The following is a 13,939-nucleotide window of genomic DNA, read 5'->3' as shown; positions in this document are numbered from 1 at the left end:
ACCTCATTATGTTAGACAATTTCAGCCTCAAGCCGTCTGTGGTGATGCGGGACCAGCCTTCTAATTCTGGATTTGCCCTAGTGATTGCTCTATCGCTGATGGCTTTTGTTTTGCTTTTGTTGCTTTCGATTACGGCTTTTGTTCAGGTTGAAAATGCGAACAGTGCACGTAGTCGCGCGCAGTTGGGAGCTCGAAGTAATGCTTTGCTTGCGATGCAGATGGCGCTGGGAGAGTTGCAGATGGCTACGGGCCTCGATCAGCGCATCACGGGCCGCGGGGACATTCGCGCTACGACTGATGTCAGCAAAGCCAACTACACTGCCGTCTGGGATGCGACTGCAGTCGTTGCCGCGGGGGAAGTCGCGAGTCCAATTAAATGGCTCGTGTCGGGGGCGGACACTGTCGAGACCGACGACGATGGAAATCCTGTGGATTTTGGTGCAACGGCTAGCAATGCAACTGATGTTGAACTGGTGAGCGCCCGTAACGGTGGACTGATCGAAGCCGTTAAAGTCGCCCCCGTTTCGATTGCGAATGACAAGAATCAGGCGGGTGGTGAAATCGCATGGTGGGTCGGTGATGAAGGGGTGAAAGCGAAATTCAATTTGGTTGAATCGACGTATCTACGCGATTCCACGATCGATTCGGATGGACGACTCGGCGTTTCGCCCCGCTTCGGGATTGAGGCTATGGAAGGCTTTGAAACGGCTTACGCTTATAGTGACGACGCCTTTGCCGCCAGCCTGCGTAAAATAGTTAGCGTAGAGCAGGGCTCGATTTTAAACAGCGAGCTCGGAGCTACATTGGAGGACCACTTTCACGATCTCAGTTTTTATAGTCATGGTTTGTTAACCAACACGCGAGAGGGTGGTCTCAAGCAAGACCTCACGCATTACTTCGAGGGTAATCTAGGTGGTCCTATGGGAGCCATTCGTGCGGATGGTTCGGATGCGCTCAGTCGTATCACTTGGGAGCAATTAAATAGCTTCTATAATTTAGGGCATGAACTGATCAGCACGCCCTCGGATGACGGGATCTCGACTGACTACACGATTACTGCGCGGGCACAAGAAGAGACGGTGGCGGGCGTCTATCCATTACTCACTTATATGCACTTAAACTACGGTATGACCCTAGAGAGTAATTTCAATGGTGTCACACCTGCTGCCCCAGAGGATCGGATTTACTCCGTCTATGCACACATTCGGCCCGCTTTCGTCTTATCCAATCCGTATAATACCAAATTAGAAGTTTCCAATTATAGAATCTATTTCGGTGCTTCAGATGCGTCTAAGGCCTCTGATGATGTCCACCTTAAAATTTCTTATGGCGATGCCGCCAGTGCCGTGCCGTCGACAACTCTGCTCACCTATACCTATAAGGACATATTGCGGAATATGGTCTTTGTGGTGCCAGAGGTCACCCTGGAGCCGGGGGAGGCACTCTACTTCAGTTTATCTCCCTCCGGCGAATCGACTTACGGCTACAGCTTTCACAGCAGCGCTTATGACGGTTACTACACAAGCCTTACGGATGCTGCCATGACTTCAAACGCGCCCCAGCAGTTTGTATTTGAGGCTGCCGATGACTCTGGAATAACCTCGATTCGTTTGGGCAGTGGCGTCAGTGGGATTTCTGGAGCCGACATCGAATACGACGAGGCCGGTACTCGGCGGATTAAGGCGATGTATCTCGAGCTGACCCAAAAAAGCGGAAGCAACTGGATGCGTACTTATTTGGGGGATTCTGCATCCCTCGACGAAGACGATAAAATCCTGCAAGACATTGGGCCATTTCGATATTATGATCTAGCCCACGGCAACAATTACTACGTTTATCAGGGCTATTGGCCGATTGATAATTTGCCCAGTAGCTTGTTGAGCTTCGACTATGCTTCAGACCCCACCACGCTCGTCACCCGCCGTACCGAAATTCCACTTGATACCAGTAGCGAGCGCTCCAAAAAACTGTCCACTACATCTATCTCCAACATCTTTATCTTACATGGCGCAGTCAGCGCCCCGACCCGAAGCTTTCATAGTGGCTACGATGGTTGGGCGACGGACTATAACCTGCGTGCCCCACGGATGACGCGCTACAAATACGAACAAGAGTCTTTTCCAGCCTATGGCTTCACTATTTTCGCCGACGGAGTGATTTATTATTATGGGCTACGTTATCCTAACTTGAATGATGCCCCGAACTTCTCCTGGGGTGCAGGCTACGCTCAGTTTAGTGCGAGCACGGCAGCGCAGGTTGAAAAAGTCATTTTGTTTGATGTTCCGCGCCTCGATGGGCCTTCGGGACAACCCGCGCTTGCCTCCCTCGGGCAGCTTCAGCACTTCAATCCGGGGGGCTGGACCGAAAGTTTTCCTGACAATGCGGACATCAATCCACTGATGAATTCGCTGGGCTACACGCCCTCCTACGCGATCGGTAATAGCTACGCTGCGCCGCTCGTCCCTCGCGAAGCAACGGTGCGTGTGGACGAGGATACCGATCCAGAGACGATATTTTCCGATGTTTCCTATTTGCTCAATGAGGCGCTCTTTGACGAGTATTTTTTCTCTACTATTCCGCAGGACAGCGCTGCTAATATCGAATATAGCAAGCTTGCAAACAAGCGCTTGGTTGCCATTGATACGGTCGCCGATGAGGATGTCCGTAGCTCTGGAACTGCCGCAGCCGAGCACCTCTTAGTGGATGGCGCCTTTAACGTCAATTCGACTTCGGTGGGGGCATGGTACGCCTTACTCAACAGCTTTAGAGGCTTTGAGTTCGGTAACAAAGATGCCAGCGATCCAGGGCAGGGGATCTTCCCGCGTAGCCTATATCAGTCGCCAGAGTTTGTCGAAGGCCAAGTCGACGGTGTGTCCAATGGCGACGACTCGGTCACTAATGATATCGACGCCTGGGCTGGTTGGCGGCATATGGAAGATGATGCTAGCTTGCCAATGGAAGAGCGTAAGCTCTATCAACTCGCTGAAGCCATCGTCGAAGAAGTCAAAGCCCGGGGGCCCTTCCTTTCGATGTCGGATTTCGTTAATCGTAAATTAGTCCTGAATACAGATAGTGATGCGCGACTGGGTCTTTCCGGTGCATTGCAAGCGGCCTTGGATCGTACCATTAATTGTAACTTCGACCCGGACTATGATGCGATCACGACGAATTCAAAAAAAGGGATTGTCGACTTTGATCATTTGGGCAGTGGCCTCATCTTGAATGTAGATGGGACTCCGCTCTTAAGGGAGGATGGTTCGACCGTGAACGCCTCAGCGGCATCCTCCACGCCAGCTTGGGTGTTGCAGGGAGACCTACTGCAAGCCTTGGCGCCTGCCATGAGCGTTCGCTCAGATACTTTCACCATCCGTAGTTATGGTAATTTGCTTCATCCTGTGACTGGAAAGGTGTCGGCCGAAGCCTACGTCGAAGCTGTTGTACAGCGTATTCCAGAATACCTGGATACGAGTGATGCGCCGGACAAGGATGTCGATGACCCTACTCTCAGTGTGTTGAATCAGCTGGCTGGACGAAGGTTTGCCGTGATTGATATCCGTTTTCTAGACAAATCAGAACTCTAAATTATGTTTCCTTACCCGCTTAGAATGCCCCGTATTTTCATCGCTTGTATTACGCTGTGCTCAGCTGTCTTGATCGCTCATGCCAGTGCGGTCGAGGTACGCCTCATGGGAGTCGAGGTCTCGCGCAATGATCTCTATTTAAAGCAGGGGACTGAATTTGTGTCTGTAGACATTCCGCTCTATGTGAATTCTGCGTATTATAAGGCGGAAATAAGTGAAGGAAGTTTACAGCTTTACACAAAAATCGAGACAGACGAGGGCCCACGCTTTGAAGTCGTCGTTGAGGGGGATTTTCCCACGGGCGCTCATTCAGCCTTGGGCATCTATTTTATTGGGCCAGGCGGACAAATACAGGTCTATTTTTACGATGACGATTGGTCCACGTTTTCTAAGCGCTCGTATCGCTTAATCAATATTTCACCGGTATCGGTTAGCAGTAAAATTGAAGACAGTCTGATACAGGTGCAACCTTTCCAGTCGGGTACCGTTCAGGTTGAGATTGACTCGAACCTTCCGCTCGTTCGGGTCATGACTGTTTACAAAGATGGTAACGACCAATGGAAGCCCATTTATAATCAGCGCACCCCGTTTGTGGAGGATTGGCGTATCACTGGTATCGCTGTGGTGACGGCTGGTAAGCTCGATCAAGCCATGGGCGTCCCCGCGGCAACGGGGGCTCCAGATGTCGGGAAAGCTAAATTGAGCTATTTTAGCTTCAAAGATCAAGAATCCACGACTGCTCAAAAAGTTGCTGAACGGCAAAATTCGGCGAAATAAGCGCTGTTAGGGAGTATTGGTGAGCTAGGTGAGTGTGCTTTGTGATTCACGTGCACATTTCTTGACATTGCCTAATTTAGAGAGTCTACTGTCGTTCATATCTAAACAGATAATACCTCTTGTGTCTCATGATGCACATTCTATCTGATTACCGTGCCCTTCCTTCTGTCCCTTATCTACGTTAATAGAATCGCGCAAAAAAGCTGTACTGCTTCCCGCGTCTGAATCTTTGCAGTATCTTAACTGATCAATCGCCCTATCATTATGCCAGACGATCCTACTCGAACCTCATTTGTCATATTGCAGAGCAGACAGTCTAAAGCAGGATTTGCACTCGTGATTGCAATGTCGCTGATGGCCTTTGTGTTACTTTTGCTGCTCAGTATCACCACACTTGTCAGCGTCGAGACGTCCAGTAGTGCGATGATTAAAGAAGACTTATTGGCTCAAAACAATGCTCTGCTCGGCTTACATATTGCACTGGGGGAGCTGCAAGTCGCCGCAGGGCCCGATCAGCGTGTGACGGGACGTGCTGATCTTTTGTATGGTAATGACTCCACCAAGGTGGTGGACCCTACTAAGGTAAATTATACAGTTGTTTGGGACTCGGATGTGACTCCCGGAGCTGTCGGCGCACCAATTGCATGGCTCGCTTCGGGGCTTGATGACAGTGAGGAGGGGACGGACGCCGTCGATGTAGACTGGTTGGAACTGGTGAGCGCGCGCAAGACCGCTGCGACCAACTCGAGCGAGATCGTTGAGGCGGTCAAAGTGGCTACTATTGGGATCCCCGGCCAAAATAATCAGGTCGGTGGCGAGCTCGCATGGTGGGTGGGCGATGAGGGAGTGAAAGCAAAGTTCAATCTTGCGGAGTCGACTTACCTTCGTGATCCACTGACCGATTTGGACAAACGACTCGGTGTTTCGCCGCGATTTGGAATCGAGGCGCTCGAGGGCTTCGGAACAAGCTACGCCTATCAGAACGATGCTTTCGCTGCTAGTTTACTCAAAGTAATGAGCCCCGCACAAGGAACGATTTTAGATGCTAGTTTTGAAGATCTACTAGAGGATCACTTTCACGATCTGAGCTTTTCCAGTCGTGGCTTACTGACCAACACCCGTGCTGGGGGGCTCAAGCAAGACCTGACCTACTATTTCGAAGGCGGGAGCCAAGGTAGTCCTCCCGCGGATACCGATCCCATTTATCCCGGCGGCACTTCCGCCATGGATCGCATCACTTGGGGGCAATTAAAGAGCTTTTATAATCTGGGCTATGATCTCAACGCAAGCAGCGATACCATCACTGCACGCGCGCAAACGGAAACCGAAGCAGGCGTTTATCCTCTACTTGCGGTGCTGACTCTTAATTTTGGAATGACGATGTCGAGTGATTATCTCGGAACGCCCATCGATCCTGCGACCGATGCCCCCGCGACTCGAAACTATAAAGTTCACGCGCATATCCGTCCCTGGTTTGTCTTGTCCAACCCTTACAATGTAAAACTGACCGTTTCCAATTTCAGAATCCGTTTCGACGCAGAGACGGATGCTAATTTCAGAATCGCTTATGATCATGACAGCGACGACAACACTAAGAACTGGGATAATAATGGCATGACCCCGCCGGTCGATCTTGTGAACAACTCCTATGAGGAAGTGCTGGAGAATATGGTGTTTGTTGTGCCAGAGGTCAGCCTCGAACCTGGGGAAGCGCTGTATTATAGTTTAAAAAGTTCTGATGATTCAAGTTACGGGTACACTTTCGTAAGTTCGCCTACAAGCTTGGACCCGGGGGATTCATACGCGAACTATACAGGCTCCGAAATTAGCGCTAGTACGCCACGGCAGTTTGTGTTTGCAGCCGTCAATGATACCAAGTTCAACTCAATTCGTGTCGGGGATGTGGGCAGTGTCACTGGCGCCGAGATCGAGTATGTCGACAATGCTGGAAATTCACGTATCAAACGGATGTATACGCTAATTGACGATCAGGGGCTCTACAGTGTGCGCACCTATGCCGGTGACTCCGCAGCACTGGAGGATAACGAACAGCTGTTGCAAGACATCGGTGTATTTGAAAGTGAAGGCATGTATGACAACAGCGATTCAAGGACCGTGCCTTCTCGTATCAGCTGGCAAGGTTTTTGGGATATAGGGAATTTGCCCAATAATATTTATGAGCCAGCAATGACTACGTATACCGAGAGTAATAGCTATACCACAATTAGTCCGGAGGCCTATGCTTCCAACTTCGAGCTACATGGTGCGGTCAATGAATACACTGGCTATGATGATCGTTGGGATTGGCACGATTTTGATGGCTGGGCTACCGATTTTAATCTGCGTGCGCCGCGAATGTCTCGCTACAAGGATGAGAGTATCTGGTTCCCAGGTAAGAATTTTAGCAAGCCAACTGCATATGCTTTAGCCGAATTTGGAAACATGACTTCCTATACGGACCGAAAACTGGAAAAATCATTGAGCTCTAGCACGGCAAACTATGTTTGGGGGGCGGGCTATTCAGATTCCTACACACAGGTTGAAACGGCCATCTTCTTTGATATCCCGCGTATTGATGATGTTACGCAACAACCTGCGATCGCCTCTCTGGGGCAGCTTCAGCACTTTAATCCCGGTGGTTGGACCGAGAACCATTTAGACCCGGCGGTGAGTATCGACAGCGATCCCGAATTGAATACGCTAGGCTACACGCCCACATACGCGATCGGCAATAGTTACGCCGCGGCGCAAGTGCCTCGTGAAGCGACCATTGGTGTGGTGACGAGCACCAATCCGGATACGACGTTCTCCGACGTGTCCTATCTGCTCAACGAAGCGCTCTTCGATCAATACTTCTTTTCTAGCATTCCACAGGACAGCTTAGTTGATGTCGAATATGGCAAACTGCCGAATAAACGTTTACTGTCATTCGATGCGAATATCGACGATGATGCAGTTCGTAGTTCTGGAACGGCCGCAGCCGAGAATCTCTATGTAGATGGGGCGTTTAATGTCAACTCCACCTCGGTTGAGGCTTGGTATGCCTTGCTCAATAGCTTTCGAGGCTTCGACTTTGGTGGTATAACAGAGGGTCAAGGCATCTTCCCGCGCACTCTGAACCAGTTGCCTATGTTTGCTGAAGGCACGGTGGATGGCACTACAGATGCCGCATGGGCTGGTTGGCGACACTTAGAAGATGATGCAGCACTGCCGCTTGAAGACAGAAAGCTCTATCAACTCGCTGAAGCGATCGTTGAAGAGGTCAAGTTTCGCGGCCCCTTTGCCTCGATGGCCGATTTCGTCAATCGTCGCTTGGTTAGTCAAAGCGACAGTAAGCCCTTAGCCCGAACCAGTCTATCGGGGGCATTGCAAGCGGCCCTGGACCGCAGCTTTAATAATAAGTTTGATACGAGTTATGATGTGGTGATCTCTCGCATTACAGATCTCATCGGCTCAAGAAAAGATATCATACATCATGAGCAGGTCGGCAGTGGCATCATCTACGATCTAGATGGAACCACGGTGATTGCAAACGCGAGTTCTGCTGCATCATCTCCAGGTTGGGCTTTGCAAGCAGACCTGCTGCAAGCTTTGGAACCTGTGTTAACTGTCCGATCGGATACGTTTACCATTCGTAGCTATGGTAACGTCCTCGACCCCATCAGCGGTGAAGTGTCGTCCGAAGCCTATGTCGAAGCGGTTGTGCAACGTCTACCTGAGTATGTAGATCCGAGCGATCTCGCCAATACGGACGTCGAGACTGTGTCCCTCAGCAGCGCCAATCAGCTGGCAGGGCGTCGCTTCAAGATCGTCGATATACGTTTTCTAGAACAATCAGAACTTTGAGCCTTATTCCCTTATTCCATATGCAAATCAGAACTACACGAATTCTTCTATCTACCCTGACCTTGTGCCTATCTGCTCTGACTGCCAAGGCGGAGCAGGTCAGTGTCCGCTTAATGGGCATTGAGACGAATCGCAGCGATTTATATATTAAACAAGGCGCGGACTTTGAGGTAGTGTATGTGCCGCTTTATCAGAATTCGCCTGTATATCAACTAGAGCTAGAAGGGCGTGCTCTTCAGCTATACACTAAAATAGAGACTCCTGAGGGGCCTCGCTATGAATTGCTGGTGGAGGGCAAGCTTCCTCGGGATGCTGAGTCGGCGCTCGGTATTTATCTCATTGCTCCGAATGGCCGGCCGCAGCTTTATTTTTATAGTGACGATTGGTCTGATTTTCCCAAGCGCTCATATCGTTTAATTAATATTTCCCCCGTAGTCATTAGTAGTAAAATTGACGAGAAGCTGACACAGGTCCAACCGCTCAAATCAGAAGTGGTCAAAGTTGGTTCTAAATCGAGCCTTCCGTCGGTGAGTGTGATTACTGTTTACAAGGATGAGAATGATCAATGGAAGTCCATTTTCGATCAACGTGTTCCGCTTCGCTCCGATTGGCGCACTACAGGAATCGCCGTCGTGACCGATGGTAAGTTACAGGAATCCATTAACCCGGACTATAAGGTTGATCGTTCCAAACCAGTAAAATCAACCTTGAGCTTCTTCAGTTTCACGGATGACGCACTTACTAGTGCTCAACGGGCCGCACAACGTATGCAGGCACAGTAGTTCTTTTGCTTCAATTTTTGGCATCTGATAATCTATTGTAATTTGCGTTAACCTTGCCCGTGCCGTTCATTCGAAATATGGGTGGCTATTACGCAGTTTTTAGATCGTACCCTGAAAGGCGAGGGCGGTTCAGTCTTTAAATGATGTGTGTGTGCAAGTGCTCTCTGATTCTTCAACCATGAGCAAAAAAAAAGAGGCGCACTCCAAAGAGTGCGCCTCGAAAATAAACTCTGAACTGCTATTGAAACTAACGACGGCGGCGGCCGATCAGTAGTAGGGCGCATCCTCCCATGATCAGTGCGAATGCGGATGGCTCGGGGACCACGACTAGATCAAGGCTGCCGATTTCGAAGTAGGCGCTTTTGCCGTCTCCGAGGTCAAAGGCATTTTCGCTACCGATGTTGTCGATGTTGGTGGCGTCCACAGTCCCAGTGATGAGGTTGTAGGTGCCAACAATTGTGGCGCTGTCCAATCCTTCCACGTCGGTGATTCCGAATCCTTCGAAATTGACCGTTCCAGTGACCGCGAGGGTGTCGGTGAGGCTGAATGCATAGCCCGAACCCGCCGCAAAAGTTAGATCACCGGTGATGGTTCCGTCACCGCCAAGTGTTTGTCCGGCGGCCAAGGTGAATCCTCCGACGACTCCGCTGACGTCAAATGTGGCGCCATCGGCAACCGTAATTCCGGAGGAGTTTGCAATGTTGTTAGTCCCCGCAGTGACCAGCGCGACTGTGCCCTCGTTGATCATGGTGGCCCCGGTGAATGTGTTGCTACCTTCAATATTCAGAGTGCCCGTGCCGGTCTTGACCAGTGCCGCACCGACAGTGTCGCCGCTGTTGAATTGGCCCAAGTTTTTCAGTGTGCCGCTTTCCAGTGTGAAGGTATCGACCTTTACAGTGCCACCGGTCATGTCGAGCGTGCCGCCATGAAGTTTGACGCTTGATTCAATCTTGGAGGCATCTCCCGTCCCTTCAGCCATATTCCCGTCCACGGTCAGCGATCCGCCTGCAATGTCGATCTCGGCGCCTACGTTCGTAGCGCCTCCGCTTCGAGTCCCCATTGTTATATCTCCGTTGACCTGCACAACCCCCGTTTCTGAGACGTTAACCTGTCCTATCGGGATGCCATTGCTTCCGCTATTCTCGCCAAGAGACATGCTTCCTGCAATGAACGTGCCACCGCTGACATTTAGAATACCAGTTGCTGGATTAGCACTGCTCTCACTCCGATATTCGGAATAGCCAAGGGTGACCAAGCTTGCATCGATCGTCCCTGCATCCATACTCAGTGTACCAGTGGCTCCAGCGTTGCTATTATAAGCATGATGCTCGCCTATTGTCAGATCTCCAAGTAGGGCATCCACCGTGCCGCCCGTGAAATCAACGTCACCTGTGAGATTGGGACTATTAGTCACTTTATTGGATCTGCCCATGAGACCGATCGACAGATTGGCTCGGGAAACGCCGTCGGCAGCTCTAATAACCACACTGGAACTCTCATCCTTATTTTGAAATTCCATGGTTCCACTAGATCGCTGCCAGCCATCTCCATCCAGGGCCCGTGCAGCCACAAAAATATCGTCAACATTCAACGTATTGACAGTCCCAAGCTGAAGAAGACTATCTCCGCCTGGGTTACCTGCGTTACTATCACCAACGGACAGTGTGGAGGCTGTGATGGCATTGATTCCATCTCCGGTGGATGCGAGGATGAGGCTGGAGGTGGTGCGTGACCCCTGAGCGATGAAAACATTGGCGACATTGGCTGTGAAGGAACTCAATCCGGAAAGATCCAGATCGGCGACGCCAGTGCTGCTACTTACCCTGGTCAGCAGGATATTATCATCAGCAGCGTTGATGGCGAGAGCTCCGCCGCCAGTTATTTTAGCGCGGGTGTAGTTCGTGCTCGTTGTCGCTGGATTTCCGACTAAGAGAACGTTGCCCCCTGAAATGCCGCTGCCATCCAAAGTCAATGTTTCAGTGGCGCCGATCTCGACCACCTGCCAGTCCGAAGTGCCGCTGCCAGTATTCACAAACGACAAAGAGCTCAGTGTCGTATCCGTATCAACGATGCTGTTGGCCGTGGTGGAGTCCGTCTTGTCAGTGTTGTCGAAGACAACATCTTCCCCCGCTGGGGTGCCTCCAGACCAGTTGCCTGTCGTCGACCAGTTGTCGTCCGTGACGCCCGTCCAGGAAACCTGCGCGCTGGCGGATCCTGCAGGTAATAGCCCCAAGCTAATCAGGGTCAGAGTGATGTGGCCGTAACGAATTCGAAGGCCTGAGGAGTGTCTTTTTGTTTCTTTCATTTGGTATGAGGTTTAGTTAGCAGAGACCATTCCCTGCTAGGGGAAGTATAGTCAATGTGCACGAGCATCATTTTGCAAGGTAATTATAGGACCTGTGGAGTCGGAGGCTGTATTAGTAATGACGCCAACCCATTACATTGGCATCGAAGGCAACGGCTTCAGGGGGGATGGGGCTTTGGGCCAATTCGCCGTTAGGCAGTCGGACGGGGTCGTCATGGGTTTGAGCCCAGTTAATCAATGCGCTGCGCAGTTGCTGATAGCTGTCTTGCAGCGCGGGGTCATGTATTCGATTGCTAAGTTCGTTTGGATCTGTTTCCAGCTGGTAGAGCTCTTCCGTTCCCCCGAGTTCGTTGTAGATGTACTTGTGGGATTTCGTGCGCACCATGTAAGTTTGTTGAGGCGATTCCAAGCAGTAGGCGTAGTACGCATCACGAACAGTCTCGTGACTCCCATGGAGCAGTTCTTTGAGTGATTTGCCGTCGACCGCAGCAGGGATTGGTATGGAAACTAAGTCGGCGATGGTGGGCGTTAGGTCTTCCAAGCCAACCAGTTCGTTGGACACCTGTGGTTGAATGCCAGGACCACTGACTAGAAAGGGCACTCGGATACTGCCTTCATACATGCAGCTTTTGAAGTAATAGCCGAAATCGCCTAATTGCTCTCCATGGTCGCCTACAAATATAATGTAAGTGTTGTTCAGAGCGCCGATTTTTTCCAAGTGTTCAATGAGTCGGCCGACCTGTTGATCTTGAAAACTAATGAGCCCGTAATAATGGCTTTTGATAACCTGCTGCGCTTGCGGAGATAGATAGTCCCAGCCATGTTTCTTTTGTTCAATCTGCTTCCCCGGCGTGCGTGGTCGCTCATCCTGCGACTTATGAGGCTCTTTGAGATCGCGTGGGGAATACATTGAATCGTAGGGCCGTGGTGGGTCGAATGGAGCGTGTGGTTTCGGGAAGCTGGCCTTTAGGAAGAAGGGCTGATCGGGGGAGTTTTGTTGGTGTTGATCTAAAAAATTGATAGCTTCTGTGGCGACCCAGCCATCGACAGTGTGTTCTCCCGGCAGTGGTGACGCGGCGGGATGTATATCATTGTTACCGATGCCATGCGCACGGGTATAACCGCCCCAACCGACGGTTTCTAAGTAGTCAAAGTAATCCTCTAAGCCAGGAGTCTTCCCTGACTTATCATGTTGAGAGATGATACGGCCCGACTCTGCTAATTTCGCTTCTTGAAAACCATGTAGTGTTCTTTCTTCACCTGGGCCTTTATAGGGGAGGTAGTGCAGTTTGCCTGAAGCATAGGTCCGGTATCCATTTTGAGCTAGCAGCTCAGGGAGCTTGGGGATTTCGGGAGGAATTCGGCCACAGTTATTTTTAGTGCCTGTGCAATTGTGCGGATATCTGCCCGTGATCATGGTTGCTCTCGCCGGAACACAAATGGGGCAGGGGGTGAAGGCATTGGAGAAGCGCATGCCTCGCGCGGCTAATGCATCGTAGTGCGGTGTTTTGATTTCTTGATTGCCGTCGCAAGCAAGGCTGTCGCCACGGAATTGATCCGCGACTATGAGAACGATATTAGGTTTCATTCTGGGGGGGGGATTGAATGTTCTTATTTTGTGGGAGCAACACTGGGCTGTGCCTTGGTCGAGCATGGGTTTAGACTCCTAGAGTTTTGTGCTCGTGTTTCATTTTGTATTTGAAGCTTGATGGAGCAATACGCAAATCGTGATTGCTGGCATTTTGATTTCGCTTTGTTGATTATTAAAAATGACGTCCGGTAGATTTTAATTGAGAATCTTCAAGAACCCTGAAGATTCGATGCATGCTGGAACACCCTGAAAATTCTTTTTTGATGTCCCGCCAAGCGGATGACTTTCCCGGACTCGTTGCTTATTGGGAGTTTAATCAGGCTGGCAGTTCGTGGACTGCTGTGCAGGGAGAGCCTTATACTTTGACCGCATCGGAGGGGCCACTGGAGGTGTCGACGGATTCAAATGCACCCTTGAGCGGATCGGCACTTGTCATCCCCGAAGGGACTTGGTTGACATGTCCTCGTGCCGAATGCCCGGAGCTGGATATTCACGGTGAAAATGGTCAATTAACTGTAGTGGCCTGGTTGCGACGTGAAGCCACGCAGCATGGAGGTTGCGAGTTTATTGCAGGGCAGTGGAACGAAAGTGAGCTTGGGCGTCAGTACGGCTTATTCTTAAATATATCTGTTTGGCGTCAGCATCATCAAGTGACGGGGCATCTTTCCAATGTGGGCGGCCCCACGCCGGGTTATAAATACTGTATTGACGGCCCAGTCGGTCAGTCGTTGGTGCCTTGTAATGAATGGTCGGTTGTGGCTATGAGCTACGACGGCTCTCAGGGCTATGCTTGGCTAAATGGACTACTCGACGCTCGCCCTGGGCTTAATCCCTACAGTATGGCAGGCGGCTTGCATGATGGTGGTGCGACAGGATCCGATTTTACCGTTGCCGGCGTTGATCGCAGTGGTTGCATGGGGAATTTCTTCAAAGGACAGCTTGCGGGCTTAGCTGTTTATCGGCGTGCATTCACGCCGGCAGAAATGTACGCGGTCTCGAGCATGGATGCTTGCAGGAACAGTGTATCAGATTGATTTAAAGAGGTGAGCCTTATCGG

7 protein-coding genes are annotated in these 13,939 nt (G+C 50.7%); 5 read left to right on the top strand and 2 right to left on the bottom strand.

From position 1 onward, the window contains the following. The first annotated feature begins 8 nt into the window (after positions 1-8). The 4 genes from QEH52_RS02155 (at position 9) to QEH52_RS02140 (ending at position 8,986) form a co-directional block, all read left to right on the top strand. Entirely contained in the window at positions 9-3,581 is a 3,573-nt protein-coding gene (locus tag QEH52_RS02155) for a hypothetical protein (RefSeq protein WP_308948323.1), read from the top strand. A 24-nt stretch (positions 3,582-3,605) separates the two neighbouring features. Continuing rightward, complete coding sequence (locus tag QEH52_RS02150; RefSeq protein WP_308948322.1) at positions 3,606-4,358, top strand: hypothetical protein; 753 nt, start codon at positions 3,606-3,608, stop codon at positions 4,356-4,358. Between the two features lie 264 nt (positions 4,359-4,622). Beyond that, entirely contained in the window at positions 4,623-8,204 is a 3,582-nt protein-coding gene (locus QEH52_RS02145; protein WP_308948321.1) for a hypothetical protein, read from the top strand. A gap of 20 nt (positions 8,205-8,224) precedes the next feature. Beyond that, a complete protein-coding gene (locus tag QEH52_RS02140; protein ID WP_308948320.1) occupies positions 8,225-8,986 on the top strand; it encodes a hypothetical protein in 762 nt (253 codons plus the stop codon). 247 nt (positions 8,987-9,233) lie between these two features. Here QEH52_RS02140 and QEH52_RS02135 read toward each other — a convergent pair whose 3' ends face one another. Further along, positions 9,234-11,291 (bottom strand): beta strand repeat-containing protein, encoded by a 2,058-nt coding sequence (locus QEH52_RS02135; protein ID WP_308948319.1) that lies wholly within the window; start codon positions 11,289-11,291, stop codon positions 9,234-9,236. 112 nt (positions 11,292-11,403) lie between these two features. Beyond that, positions 11,404-12,879: a sulfatase family protein gene (locus QEH52_RS02130; protein WP_308948318.1), complete on the bottom strand. Its 1,476-nt coding sequence runs from the start codon at positions 12,877-12,879 to the stop codon at positions 11,404-11,406. 236 nt (positions 12,880-13,115) lie between these two features. Between QEH52_RS02130 and QEH52_RS02125 the strand changes: the two genes are divergently transcribed. Then, positions 13,116-13,916 (top strand): LamG-like jellyroll fold domain-containing protein, encoded by an 801-nt coding sequence (locus QEH52_RS02125; RefSeq protein WP_308948317.1) that lies wholly within the window; start codon positions 13,116-13,118, stop codon positions 13,914-13,916. Positions 13,917-13,939: the final 23 nt, after the last annotated feature.

The organism is Thalassobacterium maritimum, assembly GCF_031127805.1.
In the GTDB taxonomy this organism is placed as follows: Bacteria; Verrucomicrobiota; Verrucomicrobiia; order Opitutales; family Coraliomargaritaceae; genus Thalassobacterium; species Thalassobacterium maritimum.
Note: the sequence above shows the minus strand (reverse complement) of the source record. Positions and strands in the feature narration are given on the sequence as shown.